At 68.7% G+C, this 22,731-nt stretch carries 20 protein-coding genes and 1 pseudogene; 11 read left to right on the top strand and 10 right to left on the bottom strand.

Features of this window, described 5'->3' with window-relative positions; translation table 11 throughout:
• Positions 1 to 501: 501 nt before the first annotated feature.
• The 5 genes from ABZY45_RS34945 (at position 502) to ABZY45_RS34925 (ending at position 5,749) form a co-directional block, all read left to right on the top strand.
• Entirely contained in the window at positions 502 to 1,065 is a 564-nt protein-coding gene (locus ABZY45_RS34945; RefSeq protein ID WP_356746286.1) for a TetR/AcrR family transcriptional regulator, read from the top strand.
• Positions 1,066 to 1,190: 125 nt separating this feature from the next.
• Entirely contained in the window at positions 1,191 to 2,543 is a 1,353-nt protein-coding gene (locus ABZY45_RS34940) for a carotenoid oxygenase family protein (protein WP_356746285.1), read from the top strand.
• A gap of 149 nt (positions 2,544 to 2,692) precedes the next feature.
• On the top strand, positions 2,693 to 3,763 hold the full coding sequence (locus ABZY45_RS34935; protein WP_356746284.1) for a medium chain dehydrogenase/reductase family protein: 1,071 nt from the start codon (positions 2,693 to 2,695) through the stop codon (positions 3,761 to 3,763).
• A 247-nt stretch (positions 3,764 to 4,010) separates the two neighbouring features.
• The gene (locus tag ABZY45_RS34930; RefSeq protein ID WP_356746283.1) at positions 4,011 to 4,649 is read left to right on the top strand and encodes an RNA polymerase sigma factor; all 639 of its coding nucleotides are present in this window, start codon (positions 4,011 to 4,013) and stop codon (positions 4,647 to 4,649) included.
• A gap of 2 nt (positions 4,650 to 4,651) precedes the next feature.
• A complete protein-coding gene (locus tag ABZY45_RS34925; protein WP_356746282.1) occupies positions 4,652 to 5,749 on the top strand; it encodes a CU044_5270 family protein in 1,098 nt (365 codons plus the stop codon).
• Between the two features lie 519 nt (positions 5,750 to 6,268).
• Here ABZY45_RS34925 and ABZY45_RS34920 read toward each other — a convergent pair.
• Positions 6,269 to 7,171 carry a LysR family transcriptional regulator gene (locus tag ABZY45_RS34920; RefSeq protein WP_356746281.1) on the bottom strand — a complete coding sequence of 301 codons (903 nt, stop codon included), beginning with the start codon at positions 7,169 to 7,171 and terminating at the stop codon, positions 6,269 to 6,271.
• 155 nt (positions 7,172 to 7,326) lie between these two features.
• On the opposite strand from ABZY45_RS34920, the gene ABZY45_RS34915 reads away from it, so the two are divergent.
• A complete protein-coding gene (locus ABZY45_RS34915) occupies positions 7,327 to 9,393 on the top strand; it encodes an ATP-binding protein (RefSeq protein ID WP_356746280.1) in 2,067 nt (688 codons plus the stop codon).
• 275 nt (positions 9,394 to 9,668) lie between these two features.
• On the opposite strand, the gene ABZY45_RS34910 is transcribed toward ABZY45_RS34915, so the two are convergent.
• From ABZY45_RS34910 to ABZY45_RS34900, 3 genes are all read right to left on the bottom strand, one after another.
• Entirely contained in the window at positions 9,669 to 10,463 is a 795-nt protein-coding gene (locus ABZY45_RS34910) for an SDR family NAD(P)-dependent oxidoreductase (protein WP_356746279.1), read from the bottom strand.
• A gap of 550 nt (positions 10,464 to 11,013) precedes the next feature.
• Complete coding sequence (locus ABZY45_RS34905; RefSeq protein WP_356746278.1) at positions 11,014 to 11,526, bottom strand: RICIN domain-containing protein; 513 nt, start codon at positions 11,524 to 11,526, stop codon at positions 11,014 to 11,016.
• A 29-nt stretch (positions 11,527 to 11,555) separates the two neighbouring features.
• Positions 11,556 to 12,068 carry an RICIN domain-containing protein gene (locus ABZY45_RS34900; protein WP_356746277.1) on the bottom strand — a complete coding sequence of 171 codons (513 nt, stop codon included), beginning with the start codon at positions 12,066 to 12,068 and terminating at the stop codon, positions 11,556 to 11,558.
• A 1,015-nt stretch (positions 12,069 to 13,083) separates the two neighbouring features.
• Here ABZY45_RS34900 and ABZY45_RS34895 point away from each other — a divergent pair.
• Complete coding sequence (locus ABZY45_RS34895) at positions 13,084 to 13,458, top strand: hypothetical protein (protein WP_356746276.1); 375 nt, start codon at positions 13,084 to 13,086, stop codon at positions 13,456 to 13,458.
• A gap of 302 nt (positions 13,459 to 13,760) precedes the next feature.
• On the opposite strand, the gene ABZY45_RS34890 is transcribed toward ABZY45_RS34895, so the two are convergent.
• From ABZY45_RS34890 to ABZY45_RS34875, 4 genes are read right to left on the bottom strand one after another with little or no spacing between them, the layout of a single operon-like run.
• Positions 13,761 to 15,008, bottom strand: coding sequence for a Gfo/Idh/MocA family oxidoreductase (locus ABZY45_RS34890; RefSeq protein ID WP_356746275.1), 1,248 nt, complete (start codon positions 15,006 to 15,008; stop codon positions 13,761 to 13,763).
• Between the two features lie 12 nt (positions 15,009 to 15,020).
• Positions 15,021 to 15,827: a carbohydrate ABC transporter permease gene (locus ABZY45_RS34885; protein WP_356746274.1), complete on the bottom strand. Its 807-nt coding sequence runs from the start codon at positions 15,825 to 15,827 to the stop codon at positions 15,021 to 15,023.
• 32 nt (positions 15,828 to 15,859) lie between these two features.
• Positions 15,860 to 16,795 carry a sugar ABC transporter permease gene (locus tag ABZY45_RS34880; RefSeq protein ID WP_356746273.1) on the bottom strand — a complete coding sequence of 312 codons (936 nt, stop codon included), beginning with the start codon at positions 16,793 to 16,795 and terminating at the stop codon, positions 15,860 to 15,862.
• The gene (locus ABZY45_RS34875) at positions 16,788 to 18,092 is read right to left on the bottom strand and encodes an extracellular solute-binding protein (protein WP_356746272.1); all 1,305 of its coding nucleotides are present in this window, start codon (positions 18,090 to 18,092) and stop codon (positions 16,788 to 16,790) included. Before ABZY45_RS34875 ends, ABZY45_RS34880 begins: the two co-directional genes overlap by 8 nt.
• A gap of 188 nt (positions 18,093 to 18,280) precedes the next feature.
• Between ABZY45_RS34875 and ABZY45_RS34870 the strand changes: the two genes are divergently transcribed.
• The 3 genes from ABZY45_RS34870 to ABZY45_RS34860 all read left to right on the top strand — a co-directional run bounded on the left by ABZY45_RS34870 (position 18,281) and on the right by ABZY45_RS34860 (position 21,586).
• Positions 18,281 to 19,423 carry an ROK family transcriptional regulator gene (locus tag ABZY45_RS34870; protein ID WP_356746271.1) on the top strand — a complete coding sequence of 381 codons (1,143 nt, stop codon included), beginning with the start codon at positions 18,281 to 18,283 and terminating at the stop codon, positions 19,421 to 19,423.
• A 156-nt stretch (positions 19,424 to 19,579) separates the two neighbouring features.
• Positions 19,580 to 20,866 carry a glycoside hydrolase family 16 protein gene (locus ABZY45_RS34865; RefSeq protein ID WP_356746270.1) on the top strand — a complete coding sequence of 429 codons (1,287 nt, stop codon included), beginning with the start codon at positions 19,580 to 19,582 and terminating at the stop codon, positions 20,864 to 20,866.
• 66 nt (positions 20,867 to 20,932) lie between these two features.
• Positions 20,933 to 21,586 (top strand): hypothetical protein, encoded by a 654-nt coding sequence (locus ABZY45_RS34860; RefSeq protein WP_356746269.1) that lies wholly within the window; start codon positions 20,933 to 20,935, stop codon positions 21,584 to 21,586.
• On the opposite strand, the gene ABZY45_RS34855 is transcribed toward ABZY45_RS34860, so the two are convergent.
• Positions 21,583 to 21,861 (bottom strand): hypothetical protein, encoded by a 279-nt coding sequence (locus ABZY45_RS34855; RefSeq protein WP_356746268.1) that lies wholly within the window; start codon positions 21,859 to 21,861, stop codon positions 21,583 to 21,585. The genes ABZY45_RS34860 and ABZY45_RS34855 overlap by 4 nt on opposite strands.
• Before the next feature lie 39 nt (positions 21,862 to 21,900).
• On the opposite strand from ABZY45_RS34855, the gene ABZY45_RS34850 reads away from it, so the two are divergent.
• On the top strand, positions 21,901 to 22,065 hold the full coding sequence (locus tag ABZY45_RS34850; protein ID WP_356746267.1) for a hypothetical protein: 165 nt from the start codon (positions 21,901 to 21,903) through the stop codon (positions 22,063 to 22,065).
• A gap of 308 nt (positions 22,066 to 22,373) precedes the next feature.
• Here the strand turns inward: ABZY45_RS34850 and ABZY45_RS34845 are convergent.
• A pseudogene (locus ABZY45_RS34845) lies at positions 22,374 to 22,585 on the bottom strand (hypothetical protein).
• Between the last annotated feature and the right edge of the window lie 146 nt (positions 22,586 to 22,731).

The raw sequence follows: 22,731 nt of genomic DNA, 5'->3' as shown, positions 1-22,731 counted from the left end.
GGGCCAGATGGGCGACCTCGAGGACGCCCCGCTGACCGCCTTCCGCACCACGACGAAGACCGCCGTCAACAAGCTCCACTGACCCGGGGGCTCCCCCGAGGGCTGACCACAGCTCGACAGCGGCGCGGCCGGAACCCGGGCGCGCCGCTGTCGTGCACACCTGCTCCGCCGGCGGCGACCACTTCCTGGCCTTCACCAGCATCGCCTGCACCCTCATCTGCTACCGCAGACTCGCCAAATGAGATGGTCTCTTTAGACGCCCGGGACGGTGGCCCTCCCCCCTTGGGCGAGTGGAGGGCCCCACATCGCCGGGACCGGACCCCGGCCGACAGGAAGGTCCACCCCCCGTATGCGAGGGAGCGCTTCCGGCCACTGCGCCCGGGTCTGCGCCTGCTGACGGCCTGCGCCCGACGCGCCGGACAGAGGCCTGACCTCAGCGCCTTCGCCAGGCACCCGCAGAGCACGCTTGACACGAGAAAGAGTGAGTGATTGAGTACTCACATGAAGACGGAGCGACGCCAACTGTCCACAGCCGAAGAGCGCAGGGAGACGGTACTGCGTACCGCCATCGGGGCTTTCGCGGCCCGGGGGTACTTCGGGACCACCACCACGGAGGTGGCCAAGGCGGCGGGTATCTCGCAGGCCTACGTCTACCGCCTCTTCCCGAACAAGGAAGTTCTCTTCACCGCGGTCGTCGAGCACTGCTTCGTGAGGGTGCGCGCCGCCCTCGAGAACGGTGCAGCAGAAGCAGAGAGCAGTTCCCCCGAGGCGGTGCTCGCTTCCATGGGGGACGCGTACGCCCGCCTGATCAGCGACAACGATCTGATGCTGGTCCAGCTGCACGCCCAAGCGGCCGCGGTCTCCGAGCCGGCCGTGCGGGAGGCGGTGCGGGCGGGGTACGCCCGCAGCGTCGAGTACGTGCGCAGCGCCTCGGGCGGCAGCGAGGCGCAGGTGCAGGAGTTCTTCGCCGTCGGCATGCTCTGCCACCTGCTGGTCTCCATCGACGCCGAGGCGATCTCCGCGCCCTGGACCCGCACCCTGACGGCGGGAATCATGCACTACTGACCCGCCTCCAGGAAGGCGGCCGCGCATCTGCGGATCCTGCGGTCGCCTTCTTTTTCGCCCCGATAGTGAGTGTCTGACCACACACACTTGATTGTTGATTCTTCCTACTGAGATTGAGGTTCGTCATGGCAAGCAAGCCCTACCTGACCGGTCACTACTCCCCCGTCACCGACGAGATCACCGCGACCGAACTGACTGTGGAGGGGACCCTGCCGCCGGAGCTGACCGGCCGCCTGATCCGCAACAGCCACAACCCCAAGCCCGGCATCACACCCTCCCACTGGTTCAAGGGCAGCGGCATGGTGCACGGCATCCGCCTGAACGAGGGCCGCGCCGAGTGGTACCGCAACCGGTGGGTCCACACCCCCGCCCTGGAGGGCGCCCCGTACATGACCGACCGGGGCCCCGACCTGCGGGTCAGCACGGCCGGTACGCACGTCATCGAGCACGGCGGGCGGCTGCTGGCCCTGTCGGAGGCGGCCCTGCCCTTCGAGCTGACGGCCGACCTGGAGACGGTGGGCGCCTACGACTTCGGCGGCAAGCTCACCTCCGCCATGACCGCCCACCCCAAGGAGGACCCAGCCACCGGCGAACTGCACTTCTTCGCGTCCTCCCCCTTCCCTCCCTACCTGATCCACCACGTCGCCTCTCCCGACGGCCAGGTGCTGGACAGCCAGGAGGTCCCAGGCGCGAGCGCCGCACTCAAGCACGACTTCGCGATCACCGCCCACCATGTGCTCTTCCTGGAGGGCTCGGTCACCTTCGACCCCACCGAGCACTCCGGAATCCCCTACGGCTGGAGTGACGCACAGGCCTCGCGGATCGGCGTCATGCCGCGCGGTGCGGGGGGTGCGGCGAAGATCCGCTGGTTCGAGATCGGCCAGGGGTACGGCATGCACTTCGCCAACGCCTACGAGGACGCCTTCGGGCGGATCGTCGTCGAGGGCCCCACGGTGGGCCGCGAGGGCTGGCAGCGCTCCTGGAACTGGTGGGTCGGCGCCCCCGACCGCGGCGCCGAGCCGAACTCCGGCTCCCGCAGCCGCCGCTGGACCATCGACCTCGCCGCAGGGACCGTCCGTGAGCAGCAGACCGACGACCTGACGGTGGAGTTCCCCACCATCAACGACAGCTTCACCGGAAGCAAGCACCGCTACCAGTACGCCTTGTCCTTCCCCGACGACCTCGGGATCGGCAACCACACCCTGGTGAAGTACGACCGTGCCGCCGGTACCCGGCAGATGCTGCCCTTCGGCACCGGCCAGCTGCCCAGCGAAGCGGTGTTCGTCCAGGCGGACGGCACCACCGGTGAGGACGAGGGATACCTCCTGACGGTCGTGAGCGACCTGAACGCCGACGCCTCCAAGATGCTCGTCCTGGACGCCTCCGACCTCACCGTGCCCCCGGTCGCCACCATCCACCTCCCCCGCCGGGTGCCCGCGATGATCCACGGCTCGTGGATCCCCGACTCCGCCCTCTAGACCACCTCCCGACCCTCGCCGCCCGGGCGGCCGGCCACCTGTCGGCTCGGCCGCCCCGCTGCCGGCCCTTGCGGGCCACTCCCCCCTGCCGATGCCCCACCGTGCCGCCGTCGCCGGACGCCGGCCCATCCGAAATGAGGAGCAATCCCATGTACGACTCCCCCGCCCGCGTTTCCGCCGCCGGCTTCCCGCCCGCTTCGTCCACCGTCACCGAGGCGGTGCTGCCCGGCATCGTCGAGCCGGACGGCATCCAGGTGCGCACCAGGCCTGCCCGCCCCGCCGGCCCCGGGCAGGTGGTGCTGGCGATGGAGGCTGCCGGGGTCTCCTTTGCCGAGCAGCAGATGCGGCGCGGCAAGTACTACGACCAGCCGCCCTTCCCCTTCGTCCCCGGGTACGACCTCATCGGGCGGGCCGTCGACGTCGGCGAGGGCGTGCCGGGAAGTGTGCTGGGGCGGCGCTTCGCGGTACTGACCAAGACCGGCGGCTGGGCCAGCCACGTCAGCGTCGACGTCGGCGACCTCACCGAGGTGCCCGAGGCGGTGGACTCCGCCGACGCCGAGACCTTCGTGGTCAACGGCATCACCGCCTGGCAGATGCTCCACCGCCTGGCCAAGGTCCGCGCCGGTGACACCGTCCTGGTGCTGGGCGCGAACGGCGGCGTGGGCTCCACCCTCGTCCAGCTCGCCCGCATCGCCGGCGCCACGGTGGTGGGCACCGCATCGCCCAAGCACCACGACGCCGTCCGCACGCTGGGCGCCACCCCCCTCGACTACCGGGACCCCGACCTGCACGAGCAGCTACGCGCCCTGGCCCCCAAGGGGTATGACGCGGTCTTCGACCACGTGGGCGGTGAGGGCATCGTGACCTCCTACCGTCTGCTCGCCCCCAAGGGCACGCTCGTCTCCTACGGCACGGCCTCCACCCGGGACGTCCAGGGCTCGTCGAAGGCCCCCGTCCTCAAACTGTTCGCCCGTCTGATGCTGTGGAACGCAGCTCCGAACTGCAAGAGCGCCCACTTCTACAACATCTGGGCCGGTCGGCGCCGCCTTGATACCTTCCGGGCCAAGTTGCACGCCGACCTGACCCAGGTCTTCGCCCTCCTCGCCGACGGCAGCCTCACCCCCCAGGTCGCCGCCCGCATCCCCCTCGCCGACGTCGCCAAGGCCGTACAGATGGCCGAATCCGGCACGGTGGTCGGCAAGGTCGTCCTGGTGCCGTAAGGCGCGCAACAGCCCGCATCCGCGACACCGAGCTCCTCATCGCTACGACCGGCCTCCGGGCCCGGCAGACACGCCCCTTCCTGCGCGGCCCGGCAGACGCCGCGCAGGAAGGGGCCCTGTCATGCGGGCAGCATGTGCTGATCCGGCGCCCTCATCGATGCCACGGGCCCCGGCGCGCCCTTGGGTGTGACGTACATCTCTGGAACTCCGCCCCATTGAACGACAGCTGACTGAGGTGACCACAACCATGCGCGCGCGCATTCGAGCGGGGGATCCGCAAGTCTTCGCGGAACTCTTCGACGAGTACGCAAAAACCGTCTACAACCACGCCTACCGGCTGACCGCCGACTGGGCGGCCGCCGAGGACATCGTGTCGGCTACCTTCATGGAAGCCTGGCGCGGGCGCCTGCGCCTGGACGCGGAGGGCGGGAGCGTGCGGCCGTGGCTGCTGGGCATCGCCACCAACCTCGTACGCGCCCAGTCACGCAGCAACCGACGCTACAAAGCCGCAGCCGCGGCCGCCGCCCATGCAGCCGGTCCGGGCGGTGAGATGGCAGTGGCTGATCACGCCGACGAGGTCGCGGGCCGCCTGGACGACCGCAACCGCCTGGCCGCCACCGCGCAGGCACTCGCGGCACTGCGGCGCACCGAGCGGGAGGTGCTGAGCCTGTGCCTGTGGCAGGGCCTGGACTACGCCGCCGCCGCACAGGTCCTCAGAGTTCCGGTGGGCACGGTGCGCTCCCGGCTCTCCCGGGCCCGCAAGAAGCTGAAGAAACTCGCCGACGCGCAACTCGTGACCGAAATTCGGGAACCACCGCCGGCGAATCGGCAGGTAAGAGGAGACCGCACGATCGCGGCCCGGTCCGCACAGGAAGGAACCCGGTGAACATGCGTCCATCCCGTTCAGGCAACTCCCGTCCCGCGCCTGACGAATGGCACGAGAGCGAGCACCTGCTCTCCCTCGAGGAAGCCGACTTCCCCGCAGGCCGCCATGCCTTTCACAAGGAAGAACTCATGACCTTCATCCAGCAGGACACCCAGGACGCCCCGGCCGTTCCCCCCACCACGGTGCCGGCGCGCCGCAGAGTCCTGCGCCCCCTGTTCGTCCTGCCCGCCGCCGCGTGCTCGCTCGCCCTCCTCGCCGCGGGCGTCCTCACCCTCACCGGCAGCGGCGACACCGGTTCGCAGACGGTGGCCGGGCCGCCGCTCACCGCGACGGTCGGCACCGGGACAAGCTCGGGCGTCCCCCAGCTCCTGGACCGGATCTCCCTGGCCGCGACCAAGACCCCGCAGGTGAAGGTCGGCGCAGGCCAGTACGTGTACGTCGAGAGCAAGGTCGGCACCACCTACGAGAAGACGGTCGACGACAAGACCACACTGGCCAGCGACGGCATCCACCGCCGTCAGGTCTGGAACTCCACCGACGGCACCGAGGGCTGGCTCATCGACCCGGCCGTCACCTCGTCCAGCGGCGAGAAGCTCGACCGCGCCAACGAGAAGGGCACGAGCGAACCCGCCTACCTCAACGCGCCGACCTACGACTACCTCGCCACCCTGCCGACCGACCCCGACATCCTCCTGAAGAAGATCTACAAGGAGACCAAGGGCAAGGGCAACAACCCCGACCAGGAAGCGTTCACCACCATCGGCGACCTGCTGAACGAGTCCCTGCCGCCGGCCGGGCTGAACGCCGCCCTGTTCAAGGCAGCCGCCGACATCCCCGGCGTCGTCCAGGTCAAGGACGCCGTCGACGCCGTCGGCCGCCACGGCATCGCCGTCGCCCGCCTGGACGAGACCTCCGGCGCCCGCACGGAATGGGTCTTCGACCCCGCGACGTACACCTACCTGGGCGAGCGCACGATCCAGGTCCGACCCAACGGGGGCGACGCCGGACTCATCAAGCCCGGCACCGTCCTGTACACCGAAGCCGTCATCGTCCGCCAGGCCGTCGACGCCCTGAAGGAGGTCCCCTCCTCCGGCGTGTGACGCACGGACAGGGGATGCCCCGCGATGCCCCTATGGGCGCCGCGGGGCATCTCCGCGACAGATCGATGGGCGTGTCGGGTGAGCACTGCTCGGAGCTGTCCTTTCCGGACGCCGGTACGAGACCTCCGACGTGCCGTGGAACCTCACCTGCGCCCTCGACGCCGCCGAACTGGAGGGTAGCGAGGAGACCCGTTGTACGGGAGTGCCCTGGTGGACTTCCTCACGCGCCATCAGCGTCGTCACTGAGCTTCTTCACGTTGGCCACCGATCGGGTGACGGATCCGCAGTAAGAATCTTGCGGGCAGCGGCTGAAAGGACCCCCTCACTCGCGGCCGGGCCGCGATCGTGCCCGGGTGCTCGTCCCTTGGTTGTTCCGCTGCTCGGCGACCCGCTTACGGCGCCCCAGAAGCATCCCCCCGCGAGCCTCGTTGTGCGGAGCCCAAGGCCCGCGACCGAGAGGAGCCGGGGCTGGTGCAAAGGCGCCTCAGCGCGTCTTGCTCGCGAGCGGGGGTGTGAGGCTCACAGCATGTCCCACCGACGGGCAGCCTGCCGCAGTGCCTCCCGCAGGACGGTGACGGCGGAGTTCGGAGGCGCGCTCCGCCGGACGGCGAGGTAGAGGGTGTTCAAGGGGGCTGCCTCCGGCTCGTGGAGTTGGAGGACCTTTCCGGACTGCAGCGCGGGCAGGGCGATGTAACGCGGGAGTACAGAGACGCCGGCGCCCCTTGTCACGGCTTCCAGAACGGCGCGCAGATCCGAGACGACGAACGCGAGCGGGTTGGGCGGGCGGCGTCCGAACTCGCTGCGCCAGTAGCGACGGATGATGGGGAGTTCCTCGGCGTACGCCACCAGAGGAAGGTGTGCCAGTGCCGCCACGGGCTCGTTCCGTAGCCGTTCGGGGTCGACAGTGCGGGCCATGTCGGGCGGTGCGACGAGCAGGAACTGCTCGTCCACGAAGGCTTCCCCGTGGAGGGCGTCGTGGGTAGGGCGTACGGAGGAGACGACGAGGTCCAACCGGTCGGCCGCCAGTGCGGCCAGCAGGTCGTCGGCCAGGCCGAGCACGGCGTGCACCTGAACACCCTGCCTGGTCAGATCGGCGAGTACCGGGGTGGCGCACAAGGTCATGAACTCTGCGGCGGCCCCGATACGGACCGTCCCTCCGAGTAGGGGCTCCTCGGACGAGCCCAGTGCCTTGCGGAGCCCGTCGACGTGTCCGCTGACACGCGAAGCCAGTGCTGCCGCCCGCGGTGTGGGCGTCACTCCTCGGGAGGTGCGCACGAAGAGCGGTTCGCCGATCTGTTCCTCCAGGCGGGCCAGTTGGCCGCTTACTGCCGGCTGGGTGAATCCGAGGCGCTGCGAGGCAGCCGAGAGCGACCCTGCCCGGTAGACCTCCACGAAGGTCAGCAGGAGGTCGAGATTTGGCATGCCACCGCGTTTCTCATGCACCACAGGCACAGCAAAGCACGCTTGAGGGCCTCCTTCCGACCTTCCGGGCCCCTCACACCAGCAGCTATAACTAAAGTAGTTATCACGTTCTTCAGTCATAAGAGTGACCTGGGCCGGTGGCTATATTGCGGCCCATGAGACGCGATGCGAAGAGTCTGGCCGAGCGACTGCGGTGGGCACGTGAGCGCTCCTTCGTGGGCAGGGCGGAGGAACTCGCGATGTTCCGGGAAGCTCTGTCCGGCGTCGTGGACGCACCTGCGGTCATCTACGTCCACGGTCCCGGCGGGGTGGGGAAGTCGACGTTGCTGCGCAGGTTCGCCGACGAGAGCCGGACAGCAGGCAGGCCGGTCGTCGAGGTGAACGGCCGGCTGATCGATCCCTCCCCTGCAGGTCTGGAGGCGGAAGTGGCCGGTGCGGACCCGGACGCGGTGCTGCTCATCGACGCGTTCGAACATTGCCAGGGGCTGGAGGGGTGGCTGCGGGACCGGTTCCTGCCCGGCCTGTCCACGCGGAATCTGGTGGTGCTGGCCGGGCGTGAGGGGCCAAGCTCCACCTGGAGCGCGGATCTCGCTTGGCGTGAGGTGCTCGCTGTCATGCCGCTGGGCGACTTGGACCCGGGTGAGGCCTCGCAGTTGCTGGAACTGCGGGATCTGACGCCGGCCCTGCGCGAACAAGTCCTTGGTTTCGCCGGCGGCCACCCTTTGGCGCTGAGTCTGGCCGCGAGCATTGCGGAGAGCGGGGAAGAATCCAGCTGGGCTCCGACGCCCGACGTGCTGACCAGGCTGCTGTCCCAGATGGTCGGCGACGTCCCCTCCCCCGTGCACCGGCTCGCCCTGGAGGTGGCGGCCCATGCGATGACCACCACCGAAGGACTGCTGCGCGCGATGGTGGGGCCCGGGCAGTGCGCGGAGATGTTCACCTGGCTGCGGCGCCTGCCCATCGCCGACTGGGGCCGGCAGGGGATGTTCCTGCACGACCTCGTCAGCGACGCTATCGATGCGGATCTACGCTGGCGCGATCCGCAAGGGTACAAGGAGATGCACCGCCGCCTGGGACACGTCCTGCTCGAGCAGGCGCGCACCGCACCGGCGGACGAGGCACTGATCGCGATACGCGAGCTGACCTACCTCAAGCGCTACGGCCCGATGGGGGAGTACTTCCAGATGCGACGGGAGGGTGACTTCCACGAGGACACCCTCCGGCCGGGCGACCACGATGCCATCCACCGCCTGGTCACCGAGGCCGAGGGTCCGCAGTCCGCGGTGATCGCCGACTTCTGGCTGAAGAAGCAGCCTGAGGCCTTCTGGATCTACCGCGACTCGGTGACCGGCGAGCCTGCCGCATTCATGACCTGGCTGAGGGTGACTCGGCCCGGCGCCGATGAGCTGGCCATCGACCCGATCCTCGCCCAGGCGTGGGAGCACACGCAGCGAACCAGCACGATGCGCCCGGGCCAACACCTGATGCTGGCCCGATTCTTCGTCTACCCGCCCGCCTACGGCGAGATCTCGCCGGTGCAGCACCTGATGCAGCTGCGGATCTGCACGGACTGGATCCGCTCCGACGGACTGGCCTGGTCGTTCATGATCAGTCCGCTTCCCGACCTGTGGGAGCCGCTGATGCACCATCTGGGCCACACCCGGATCTCTGAACTGCCGTGGCCCAACGGGTACACCTACGCCCTGTTCGCCTGCGACTGGCGTGAGACACCGCTGTCGGTCTGGTTCGAGCGCACCCAGCCCGGCGCGCTCACCGGGACAGGACCGGCACCTGCCACCTCGGCTCCGGCCACCACGCTGGCGCGCGCAGACTTCACCACCGCCGTGCGAGCCGCGCTGCGCGACTGGCACCGGGAGGATGATCTCGCGGCCAACCCGCTGCGGCAGACCACGATGCTGACCAGCCAGCCTGGCTACAGCGCGGAGCGCGCGGTGGAGATGCTGCGCGATCTGCTCACCGATGTCGTCGACGACCTGCGCTCGGAACCGCGGGCAGCGAAACTGCACCGCGTCATCGCCACGACCTACTTCCATCGGGTACCCACCCAGATGGCCGCCGCCGAACGCCTCGGGCTGCCCTACAGCACCTATCGCCGCCACCTCCAGCACGCGCACGAGCGGCTGGGCGAGGCGCTGTGGCGGCGGGAGAGCACCGGGCAACCGGCAGCCTCCTCGCTGCTGCACGAGACGCGAGCCGGCTGAGCACGCACCGGTAGACGGGCAGGACCCGCCGAAGCGATCTCCCCGGAGGCGGAAGCCCTTCGCCGTACAACGCCCCATAAGAAGTCTTATGGACTTGCCCTCAGGCAAAACGACTGGTGCCCGGGGCGTCCACCCCGCCCCGGGCACCAAGTCCGTCTGTCTGTCTGCCTGTCGAAGGTGGCGCGTGAGGCGGCGCCGGTTTGCACGAGCGCGCCCTGTTCACGCAGTCGGCTCTCCACCAGAGTTGCGTGGCCCGCGTCTCTTTCCCGGGAGGGTCAGGGAGTGAGGGAGTTGAGGGTGCCGCCTTCGACCTTGAGGGCTGCGCCGGTGGTGGCGGATGCCTGTGCGGAGCTGGCGAAGACGATGAGGTCGGCGACCTCGGAGGGCCGGATGAGGCGCTGGAGGAGCGAGGTGGGGCGGAAGTCGGCGATGAACTGGCGCTGGGCCTGGTCGAAGGTCTCCGCCTCGGGAATGAGGTTGGTGATGTACTCCTCGATGCCCTCGGTGTGGGTGGGGCCGGGGAGGACGGAGTTCACGGTGACGCCGGTGCCGGCGGCGGCCTTGGCCAAGCCTGCGGCGACGGCGAGAAGCGCGGTCTTGGTGACGCCGTAGTGGACCATGTCGAGGGGGGTGTCGACGGCGGTCTCGCTGGATACGAAGACGATGCGGCCGAAGCCGCGTTCCATCATGCCGGGCATGTACTGGCGGGCGAGCCGAACGCCGCTGAGGACGTTGACGTCGAAGAAGTGACGCCATTCTTCGTCCTGGATCTCCAGGATGGGGGTGGAGGCGAAGATGCCGGTGTTGTTGACGAGGACGTCGACCTGGGGGACGGCTTCCAGGAGGGCCTGGGCGCCTTCGGGGGTGGTGACGTCGGCGGCGACGGTGACGAGGTCGGCGCCGGGGACACGCTCGCGGATCGTGTCGGCGGCCGTCTTGAGGCGGGTCTCGTCGCGGCCGTTGAGGACGGTGCGGGCGCCGGCACGGGCGAACGCCTCGGCGGTGGCGAGGCCGATGCCCATGGTGGAGCCGGTGACCAGAGCGGTGCGGCCGGTGAAGTCGATCTGCATGATCATCCCTTGATTTCGTTGACGGGCGATGTGCCCGTCGTTCCGCCCCGACACTGTTTGAGACGGACCGTTCTCACTCATCTTGAGACGGACCGTTCTCACTGTCAAATCCGTCAGTGAGAACGGCCTCGGTACCCCGGATGGCCACCGCGACGCTCTGCCGCCAGTTCCCCGCCACATCGGGCGGCCCCCACCTCGATGCTCCGGGCCGGCCTGCGGGTGAGAGTGCCCAGTGCGACGAGTGCTCCGCCTCTTGCGATGCCTTCTTCGACCGTGGTGCAGAGACGGTGCCGGGCAGCGTCGAGGGCCAGTCCATGCGGTGCCAGCTGCGGAGCGAGAGAGATGACGTCGAGGAGTTGAGATCCTGCTCACCCAGGAGACTTGCGGTGCTCCCCGGCCGGGGCGGCAGGCGCAGGGCGGCGCACGGTGTGTGCACGACAGCAGAAGTCTGCGCGGCAGGAAGCGCCGCTCGGGTGGACCTTTGGACGAGCGGCCGCCCTTCGTGAGGAGCCGTGCCGGCTTCACGATGAGGCGACCGCTCCGTGCTGGCTCAGGTGCGGGAGATCACGTTCAGCTGCCACTTCTGATAGTTACCGCCGTTGCAGGCCAGGGTGTACACCTCGCCGACCGCGTTGCTGTCCAGGCACCGCGTGGGCCTGGCAGCCGTACGCCGGGAGTCACCATCCTTGATCCACCGGCTGTAATCGTCGAATCCACAGATGAGTGGCGAGGAAAAGACGTGGTCACCACTCCATGCCGTGGTCAGACAGTTACCTGTAGCGACCTGGCGGATGTTGTTCGCCTGCGAGCCGGAGTAGACGAACACCCACTGCTGGTAGGGATTCTTCTTGTTCGGGTCGCAGACCGAGGTGTAGATCTCGCCGTTGGCGTTGCCGTCGAGGCACAGCCCGGTTGCCTTGTTCTGATAGGTGCCGGTGACGGTGATGTCCGCCGCCTGCGCCGGAGAGGGCATCAGGCTCAGTGCGAGCCCTGCCGTGACAACCGGCAGAACCAGTCGGCGGGCCGTCTTCTTCGATCCGGTGTGGGATGTACGTGTCTTCATTGCCGTGCCTTCTGTCGTCTGCCGGATGCTCAGGTGCGGGAGAGCACGTTGAGCTGCCACTTCTGGTAGTTACCGCCGTTGCAGGCCAGGGGGTAGGCCTCGTAGGACCAGTTGCTGTCCAGACACACGTTGGGGAACGCGGCACTGCGGCGGGCATCGCCGTCCTTCGTCCACCGGGTGTTGACAGAGCTTCCGCAGGAGAAGCGCGTCGTGGCGAGGGACCGGCCGAAGGCATCGATGACCAGGCAGTTCTTCGTGGCGACGTTGACCATGGTGTTCGCCCAAGGTCCGGTGTAGGTGAAGACCCACTGCTGGTAACGGTTGCCCTTGTTCGGGTCGCAAATCGACGTGTAGACCCAGCCGGTGGCGTCGCTGTCGAGACACAGGCCGGTCGCCTTGTTCTGGTAGGTGCCAGTGACGGTGGTCTCCGCCGCCTGCGCCGGCCCGGGCGTCAGTCCCAGGGCGAGTCCTGCCATGGTGGCCGACACCAGCGAGCGGCGGACGGCTTTCATCGGCTTGCCGACAAGTCCGAGTAGCTTCATTTTCCTGCGCTTTCCACTGTCTGGACCGGGGAGTCCCCCACGGTCCGCTTTCAAGAGGCAGTTCTCGTCACGACCATCTGCCTGGGGGGCAACTTCATGTGCGGCATTCGCCTGCCGGCCGCACCGCCGCCGGAACCGACCGCGCCGGCCGCGTGAGCGAACCAGGGCCGTGTAACCGTCGCTGCCCTCCCTTGACGTGCGGGCGACGCGGCGCACCCTCGTCGCTCAGGAGCAGCGCCGCGACGGCGGTACCGCAACATGCCGGGAGGCGGCCGGTCATGATGGCGAACCGTTCGTCGCCGGGGCGGGTACCAGGAGTCGGCCACCGCCGCGGGCCGTCGAGGAGATCGGCGATCATCGCTCGCCCGGCGGTCAGTTCGGCGATGCCCGGAGTCCACCGGCGGGTTCCGGGCACCGCAGGCAGCGGCGGGTGCGAGTGGATGACGCCCAAACGGTGTCTCCCGCTCACCACCTTGTCCCCGCTCACCCGGGGCGGCTGTGCGCCCTCACGCTTCATCAGGAACACGGTGAACCGGTGACCGTCACGGACCCGCGTCCTCGCAGCCGTCCGGCCGACGGGCCCGGCTCCCAGCACCACTACGTCCATCACACCTTTCCCTTGGTCACGAGCGACGATCACCAGGCTCGCCGTGATCGTTACTCACTTTCCAGACCGGTTGGTGCTCAGTACGGGCAAAAAGTGCTCACTCGTGGACGGTCGGCTTGGGCAGACTGCGTCCGGCTGTGAGACGCCCGGGGCAGCTGTGCTGACGCTGATGGCATTCGGGGGCTGCCCGGAGCGGCCGCCGCTGATGAGGACGCGCGGCACACGGCCCTCGACGAAGTCATGATGGCGACAGCTGAGGGCGGCGCGGAGCCGACGAGGACCAGACCCGCGGGAGTCGTCACGGGCGAGAGCCTCTGCTCGTACGAGGCGCTGCGGGTGTCCTCATCAGCGGGAGTGAGCCGGGCTCGGCGCCCGGGCGGGTGCGGCTTCGGTTCTCGGTCACCGGCCTTGCTTCCTCTGGTCATCGACACCATCAACAACAACCCGCAGCTTCGGGCACAGATCGCCGACGAGCGAGACGAAGAGGCTTTGCTCGCGGATGAATTCCCCAACCTGCACCTGGGCACCATCAACCACTGCATGTTCGACGCCCCCGTAGCCCAACGTGGACTGGCCCCGCTGCTCGGCGCCTGCCAGCCGGCCAAGTGCCGCAACTCCACCATCACCCGCGCCCACGCACCGTACTGGGTCGCCGAAGAGGACGACCTGACCGCCCGGTCCAAGGAACCGGGGCTGTCACCGCCGCGCCGGGAAGCTGTCTTCACTCGACTCACTGACGTCCAGCGCATCACCCGCGCTCTCGAAGAGGAAGGCCGCGCCTGATGCCGGTATCCGCAGCGTCCGCCGACAAGCTGAGAGCGGCCATGGCCCGGCTGCTCCGGCACGCCCGTGCACACCGACGGTGCACTCACCAAGGAAAAACTCGCCCGTGAGGCACAGGTCAGCCACGCGACCGTCACCGCGCCGAAGACATCCTCGCCGAATGGGATGCGAAGGTCCTGCTGAATACACCCGGCCGGGGCACGTCGACGCCGCGGTGGTGGACGAGATCGCGGGCTGGCTGGCACGACGGTCGGCGGAGAAGGGCCTGCGCTTCGACAGAGCCGTTGCGACGCCGGGGCGGGTCAGGCCATACGGACCACTTGGCTGCTGTGCCGCGCGCGTTCCGCGGCCCAGACCACCAGGTGCGAGCGCAGGGCTTCGTCCGGGCCTGTGCTCACCAGCTCGCGGTCGTCGTCGGCGATCGCTGCGAGGAACGCCCGGATGAGCTCGTCGTCCGCGCCGCCGTGGCCGTCCGCCGCCGATGCCCCGCCTTCGGGGTCGAAGTCGAAGACCTCCCGGGTGTCGGTGCGGAAGTCGTGGAGCGTGAGCGTTCGGCCGTCGCCGTCGAGCGAACCGTGGGTGCCGAACACCCGTGTCTTGCGGAAGTCGAGACCGGTGAAGGCGGTCATGGTGAAGGAGGCGGTGGCACCGCCCTCGTACTGGAGATTCACCACCTGGTGGTCCACGACGTCGTTGCGGCCGTTGTAGACACACTCGCCGTAGGGGCCCTCCTCGAGTGCCTTCGTGAGCCCGGCGCTCGTCACGTCGTCGGTGAGCACTCCGAGAGGCCACTGCTCGAAGACCGGGTCGCCGAGGAAGCGTTCGTAGATGCGCGGAGCGGAATAGGCACAGCTGCGTTCGACGGAGCAGCTGACACAGCGGTCACCAGCGCCTTCCGGCTTGTTCTCCGGGCGGAAGTGAAAGAGGTTGCCGAAGGAGGAGACCTGCTCCACCGGCTTGCCCACCACATGGCCGAGCCAGTCGATGTCGTGGCAGGACTTGGCGAGCAGCATCGACGACGACTCCGCCTCGACGCCCCACTTCCCGCGTACGTAGGAGTGCGCGTGGTGCCACCAGCCGACGGGTTCGAGGTGTTCGACGCTGACGACGTCACCGATCCGTCCGGAGGCGATGAGCTGCTTCAGCTTGACCGAGTAGGGCGTGTAGCGCAGGACGTGGCAGACCGCGAGAAGGATGTCGTTGCGGGTGGCTGCCTCGACGATGCGGCGGGCCTCCTCCTCTGTCGGCGCCATCGGCTTCTCCAGCAGCAGCGCGTAACCCTGATCCGCCAGCGCAACAGCCGGTTCGGCGTGCATGCGGTCGGGCGTGGCGATGATCGCCGCGTCGGCGAGACGCGGCCGGGAGGCGAGCTCCGCCCAGTCGGTGAAGACCCGGTCGTGCGGCAGTGCGAACTCGTCCGCGAGGGTCTGCCGGCGTACGGGGTCGGGGTCGGCGACCGCCGTGACGACGGCTCCACCTTGGGCGGCGGCGATGCGTGCGTAGGAAGCCCCCCGGGCTCCGGCTCCGACGATCGCAAGGGTGATGGTCACGTATCAAATCCCTTACTTGACGGCACCCTGAAGGATGCCCTTGATGAAGTGGCGCTGGAAGAAGAGATAGATCAGCACGATCGGTGCGATCACGATGAAGGTGCCGGCGGACAGCAGCGGGATGTTCTTGCCGTACTGCTGGACGAACTTGCCCAGCCCGGATGGGGCCGTGCGCATCATGGGGTCCTGGATGAGCACCAGGGCCAGCAGGAACTGGTTCCACGCCCACATGAAGTAGAGGAGCCCGAGCGTGGTGAGTGCGGGTACGGCGGTCGGGAGCAGGACGCGGGTGAGGGTGCGCCAGCTGTTCGCGCCGTCCACGGCGGCGGCCTCCATCAGCTCCTTGGGCAGCGACTCGAAGTGCGTACGCATCCAGAAGACACCGAAGGGCATGAACAGCCCGACCAGTGGCAGGATCACGGCCCAGTAGGTGTTCAGCAGGCCGACCGTGTCCAGGTCGTAGTAGAGGGGGATCACGATGGCTTCGTACGGCAGGGCCAGTCCGAGCATCAGCAGGGCGAAGAGCGGTCCCTTGGCCTTCAGCTGCATTGTGGCCAGGCCGTAGCCGGCGAGTGTCGCGAGGACGAGGGCGATGGGTACGACGCCGAGCGCGATGATGGCGCTCGACTTCAGCAGCGAGCCGAATCCGGCTGTGGTCCACGCGGTGGCGAAGTTCCCCCACTGCGGGTCGGACGGCCAGGACAGGCCCGGCGAGAGGTCGCTCTGCGGCTGGAGTGCCGCGGTGAACAGGGCGAGGAAGGGGAACAGGACGGCTGCGGCGGCGACGATGAGTGCCAGCCTGGGCAGTTGCTTGGTCATCGGGAGGACTCCAGTGAGATGCGCGGCATGCGTCAGCGCTCCCGCGACAGCCTGTTGAGGCCGTACATGGCGGCACAGGTGATGAGGGAGAGCACCGTGGCCAGGGCGCATGCGGTGCCGACCCGGCCGGCGGTGAAGACGAGCTGGTAGACCTGGACGCCGGGGACCATGGTGGAGTAGCCGGGCCCGCCGCCCGTCATCACGTACACGATGTCGAAGCCGGCGAGGGCCGAGATGACGGTGACGTTGCAGGCGACGCCGATCTCCTTGCGGAGACCCGGGACGGTGATGTGCCAGAACTCGCGCAGCCGGCCGCAGCCGTCCAGCCGGGCCGCCTCGTAGAGCGACGGCTCGATCTTGCCGATGCCGGACAGCAGAAGCAGGAAGCACAGTCCGGTGGAGACCCAGGTGCCGATCAGGCCGACGGCCGGGAAGGCGTACGTGAAGTCGCCCAGCCAGGCACGGGCGAGGGAGCCGAGGCCGACCGCGCGCAGCATCTGGTTGAGCGGGCCGTCCTCACCGTAGATCCACTTCCAGACGACGCCCACCGCGACGAGCGGCAGGATCTGCGGGAGGAAGATGATGGTGCGGATCACCGGCATGGCCCGCCACGGGACGGCCGAGGTCACGGCGGCCAGGATCAGGCCGAGGACGACGGGGACCACCGTGTAGAAGACGATGAATCCGAAGGCGTGCGTCAGGGCGGCGCGCAGGGCGGGTTCTTCGAACACCGCGGTGTAGTTGGAGAGCCCGGCCCAGGTGGCGACGCCGATGCCGTTCCAGTTCCAGAACGAGATCCAGAAGCTGTGCAGCCAGGGCGCGATGACGAAGAGTGCGTAGAAGACCAGAGCGGGGGCCACGTAGAGCAGCGGAACGAACCGGCCCTTGCGGCGCGGTGAGGTGACCGCCCCGCGCCGGGGCTCGGACGAAACCGCGGACCGCTCGGTTCCCATGAGCGTGTCAGCCATGCGTCTTGGACCACTCGTCCTGGATCGCCTTGACGAAGCCGTCGGTGTCGGTGCGGTTCGCGAGGAGTTCCTGGGTGGTGGCGGTGAGCTTGTCGTTCATGGTCGCGGTGGCGTTGTTGTTGAAGCCTACGAGACCGTTGTCCTCGTTGACCCTCCCCCAGGCCGCCACGATGTCCTTCATCACGGTGCCGTCCTGCGGCTTGGCGGCGGTGAGGTCGGCGGGCATGAAGCCGGCCTTGAACTCGGCGGCCGATGCCTCGGGCGAGTGCAGGAAGTCCAGGAAGTAGGCTGCGGCGTCCGCGTTCTTGCTCTTCGAGGAGATGGCGTAGGCGACGGAAGTGCCGATCGCGGTGGCCTTCGGCGAGGGGAAGGCGATGAAGCCCGCGTCCTTGCCCAGTTTGTCGCCGATCTTCTCGGCGTCCCAGTTGCCGTCGACGAAGTAGACGCCCTGGCCCTTGGTGAACTTGTCGACGGCTGTCTGCAGATCGGTGCCGTTGGCGCTGCCCGGCAGGTAGCCCTTTTTGTTCCAGGCGGCGAGCTTGTCGGCGGCGGTGCGGTTGCCCGGGGTGTCGAAGGTGGCGCCCTTCTGGCCGAAGGTCCACTGCGCGGCCTTTTCGGCACCGTCCGCCGACTGGCCGATGAGCTGGAGGGGGAAGGAGGCGTGGCCCTGTTGGTTGCCGAGCTGGAGCGGAAGCTCACCAGCCTTTTTCGCCTTGGCGAGGGCCGCCTCGAACTCCTCCAGGGTGGCCGGCGGAGTGGTGATCCCGGCCTTGGCGGCCTTCGCCTTGTTGTAGTAGACACCCACGAGGGAGAAGCCGGCGGGGGCCGCGTACAGGCCGCCGGTGCCGAGCGTGCTGCCGTCCTCGGCGACCCGCCACTGGTTGAGCTGCGTGCTCGGGTACGTCTTGTCCCAGTCGTACGCCTTCGCGTACCGGGACAGGTCGATGACCAGGCCGTCCTTGACTGTGGTGCCGACCGAGTTGAGCAGGGCGATGTCGGGTGCCTGATCCGAGGCCAGCGACAGGTTCAGCGCTTTGTTGTAGTCGTCGACGTTGTTGTCCTCGTAGTCGATCGTGACCTGGGGGTACTTCGCCTCGAAGGCCTTGATGACCGACTTGACCGCCGCTCCCGACTCGGGCGTGGATACCAGCTTGAGCGTGACCTTCTCGCCGGTCAGCCCTTTCCTGATCGGGCCGGACGGCTCCGCTCCCGCCGTATCCGTCGAAGCGCCGGGTGCGCAGGCGGTCCCGCACAACGCCATCAGGACGGCTCCTGCCAGAACTCTGCTGATTCTCATCGACGCTGCTCTCCTGTGAACATGGGGGAAGAAACGCTGGTGTGGCAGGATGTCGAGCCGAGGTTGCCAGCCAGCGAGTTCCGAAGGAAACTTTCCTTCGGAAGGATGAGATACGCGATCGCGCTCGTCAAGAGGTAAGAACGGGTATGTCGATCCGTGACAGGAAAAGTACGCAGCGAGTGGGGGACATGAAGAACTCGGACGTCCTGCCGGGCGGCGACCAGAGCGCTCTGCGCCATCTCAACACCAGCCGGATCCTCCAACTGCTGTACGACGGACCGCCACTGACGACCAGTGCCATCGCACAGGTCACCGCGCTCTCCCGCCCCACGGTGCGCGGCATCGTCACCGCCCTCGTGGCGGACGGCCGGCTCGCCCTCGACGGCCAGGACGCGACTCGCACCGGCGGCCGGCCCGCGCAGCGCTTTGCCTTCGACTTCGACGCCGGACGCCTCGCCGGCATCCACATCGATTCCCACGGCATCTCCGTACAGATCACCGATCTCGGCGGGACCCTGCTGGCCGAGGCCCACCGCCCGACTCTCGCCGCACTCGACCCCGACGAACGCCTGCGGGAAGCCGCCGACCTGGTGCGCGAGCACCTTCCCGCGGACGGCCCACCCCTGTGGGCGGCGGGCGTCGGCACACCCGGGATCGTGGACGCGCGCGGGTACGTGCGACTGAGCGTGGCCATCCACCAGTGGTCGGGCGTGCACCTGGCCGACCAGCTCCACGAACTGCTGCGCTGCCCTGTCGTCGCGATGAAGGACACCAACCTGGCCGTCCTGGCCGAGCACCGGATCGGTGCCGCCCGCGGCACCTCCGACGTGCTGTACGTCCACCTGGACAACCGGCTCGGCGTGGGAATCCTGGTCAATGGCAAGCCGTTCACCGGGCGCACGGGGGCGGCGGGCGAGATCGGCAAGCACCCCAGCCTGGGCTGGGAGGACACCCCCGCCAAGCTCAGCGGCGGCTCCGGTGCCGCCCTGTCCGACGTTGGAGAGGCCGGCCACCTGGTGTTCACCCGCGCCCGGCACGGCGATCCGGCTGCCCGGGCCACGGTCGACAGCTACGCCCGCGCGGTGGCGGACGGCATCGGCGCGATGGTCCTCGCCGTCGACCCGCAGCTCATCGTGCTCGGCGGCGCGCTGGCCGCGTCCGGGCCCGCCGTACTGGAAGCGGTGCGAGAGCAGCTCACCGGCATCTGCTACGAGGTTCCGCCCCTCACACTCGGCGCACTGACCGCAGGCGCGGTTGCCGTGGGCGGCGTGGAGGCCGCCCGGGACCTGGTGCGCGGATGGCTGTTCGAGGCCGAGCACGCAGCGATCTGACGCCTACGCAGCTGTTGACAGCAGGCATACCTGACGGCACATTACGCAGGAAACTTTCTTTTGGAAGTGCCCGGCTGTGTCGGCCATGTCGGCTGCGTCGCCCTGCCGTCACCGCGGCAGCCAGGGCCTCCTCAACTCTGTTCCGAAGGAGTCAAGTTGAGACACCGCCGTCTGCGCACCCCTCTCCTGGGAGTGCTGGCCGCCACCCTCGGGGCGCTGGGCACACTGGCCGCCGCCCCGGCCGCATCGGCCGCCGACTTCCCCGCCAACCCGACGGACAAGCCGGGCTACACCCTGGACTTCCAGGAGGAGTTCAACGGCAGCTCCCTGAACACAAACAAGTGGCTGCCGTACTACCTCCCCCACTGGACGTCCGACCGCGAGAAGGCCAAAGCGCGGTACACCGTCGCAAACGGAGTGCTCACCGAGCGCATCGACCAGGACACCCCGGCCTGGAACCCCGCCTACGACAGCACGGTGAAGATCTCCAGCATCCAGACCTACAACAAGGACTGGTGGCACCGGTTCAACTATGCGATGCCCAACGACCACCACGAGCCCGACTTCAACGGCTACTCCACCCAGTACGGCTACGTCGAGACCCGCGCCAAGCTCTCCGACGTCGGCGGCGGTGGCCACCAGGCCCTGTGGCTGGTCGGCACGAAAGACACAAGCAGCGCGTCGGCCAACGCCGAGATCGACATGATCGAAACGTTCTTCAGCAAGCCGGACACCTGGCGGATCGCCGCGTACGGCTGGGGCGACCCGAACTTCCTCGGCTCCTGGACGTTGCACGAGGACCCGGTGCCCAGTGGCGAGCCCACCGAGGAGTACCACGTCTACGGGATGGACTGGACGCCCACCCAGCTCAACTTCTACTACGACAACCAGCTGTACAAGACCATCAACGACGCCCCGAACATGCCAATGGGCATGATCATGGGCATCTACACGGACGCCGGCTCCGGACAGCACAACGACGTCTGGCCCAAGTCCTGGAGCGTGGACTACCTGCGCGTGTGGAAGAAGGACGGCGGGTACGGCAACAACGGGTACACGCGGCTGAAGAACCGCCAGACCTCACAGTACCTGCACATCGAGAACAAGGCCGGGAAGGCCGAGTACGGCACCCTGCCCGCCACCGCCTGGAGCTCCCAGTGGGCGCCGGAGACCACACCGACCGGCTACACCCGCTTCCGTAACCGGTGGACAGGCGATTACCTCCGGACATCCGCCTCCGACAGCTACGTCCACTACGGCACAGCGGCCTCAAACGCGCCCGAAGCCGACTGGACGGAAGAGCCCGAAGCGGGTCACCTGCGCCTGAAGAACCGCGCCTCCGGTGGCTACGCGCACACCGAGGGCCTGACCGGATTCATCGAGCAAGGCAACGTGCCGGCCGGCTACTGGACCAGCCAGTGGACGGCCGAACCGGCGTCATGAGCCACCGCTGACACCCACGGCGCGCCCCTGCCACCGGGGCGCGCCACCCACCCAGGAGCTCCGCCCATGCGCGCACGCCGCCTCGCCACCCGCTTCGCCCTGCCCACGCTCGCCGTGCTGCTCTTCAGCGGCTGCGATTCCGGGACCACCGCTCCGGACCCGGCCCCCTCACCCGCTGCGCGGCAAGCCGGACCGCCCACCGGCCCGGAGAACCGCTCCCTGTGGACGCTCATCGACGCCGAAGGCGAGACCATCGAGACCCTGGCGGACGACGATCCCGACGTCACTGCGATCCGCAGGACCGTCGTGCTCCACTCGGGCACGGTCGACGACCGCAGCAGCGCGTCGGTCTCGGAGAGCGTGAAGAGCGAGTTCGCCTTTTACGGCACCGAGTTCAGAAAGGCCCTCGACGCTCAGAGTTACGGCACGAAAGTGACCGCGCTCTTCCGGGACAACGCTCTCGCCACGCGACAGCAGAAAGTCGCCTGGTACCGCTCGACCGTCGACCGGGACCGCAGGACCGCCAAAGCCGAGATGGACACCGTCTTCGAGTTCACCGCGGGAGACCCCGCGTACCTCAAAAAGGGCGGCCTAGCGGTGGGAACCCCGTACACCGAGCACCGCACGGTGAACCTGGCCAAGCAGGGCGGCACCTGGGTCATCACCGGAATCCGAAGGACGCCGCTCGAGCGCCCGGCGCCCGAGCCCACCGCCCGCTAGGACGGCGCCGCCGCCGGTCCCGCGCTACGGCACCGCGCCCCCCACTGCCAGCAGGTCGGACACCTGGCCCAGCGGCAGTGGGGGGCGTGGTGGCCGGCCCGGCCGGTCATCGAGTGCGCGCCCGTGAACACGTTGTGGACCGCCTCCTCCACTGACTCGACGAGCGCGCCGTAGAAGGGGTCCCTCCGGCCCAACGGCACGAAGCGCATCGACTCGTACGGAGCGCTGCCGTCGTCCGCCGAGAACCTATTGGTCAGCGCACCCGCGTTGGCCATGGAGAATGCCAGGAAGATGTCACCGGAGAGCGGCCTCCCGTGGTGCTGGTACTGGCGAGCCCCAGGGTTGCCCGCCGGGCCAACACCGCGCACGGGGAGTCGACGGCCATGGTCGACGACGCCCGCGTCGACGTCCAGACCCGCGGCAACGCCGACCACACCACCATCTGGCAGGCAGAACAGACGGCGCCGACCCGGGAATAGGTGGCCGCCGCGCTCATCGCACCGTGGACAACCACCGGCGACGACACGCGGGTTCAGCGGTTGGACCCTCCAGGATTCCGCGAACCCGCGCGCTTCGCGGCGCACCGCCTTCAAGATGCGCCTCTCGGACGGGGCAGCGCCCAGCGCGTCCGACTCGGCCAACAGGGACAGGAAGGGGCGCACGGCGCCAGCTTCACCGCCTCCCCCGGCTATTCGCGCGCGGATGGTCGCAGCGCAGCGCGCAGTATCACAGGCCCGCGGGGCCTTCCTTGCGAGCGCATATGCGGCTTTGCAGTGCGCCTGACGACCTACGTTGCGCCCCAATGGTGGGCGCGGCCACCCCGCCACTCCACCCATTTGGGTCATCGAGCAGCAGATCGGGATCCAGCAGCCCGGCGTCCGCCAGGAATACGTTCAGGTCGTGATCGGAGTACGCCAGGGCAACGATCCTGCCGCGCATCGTGACGCGCCGGCCGCCGCTCGGCGACGGCCTGTGCACGACTATCGGCGGATGCTCCATCCCCCCAGCGTGTACCCGGCCCGCGGTCACAGCACCCCGAGATCGGTGTCCGCCGGCACTGCTGACACGCCCGCCCGGAGTCCTCGGCCGGCAGGCGCAGCGCCTCATCCCGGGTGATCGCGTGGGTGTGCCTGCCGCTCATCCGG

It is taken from the genome of Streptomyces sp. NPDC006516 (assembly GCF_040611875.1).
In the GTDB taxonomy this organism is placed as follows: Bacteria; Actinomycetota; Actinomycetes; order Streptomycetales; family Streptomycetaceae; genus Streptomyces.
This window is presented reverse-complemented; position numbering and strand designations above follow the sequence as displayed.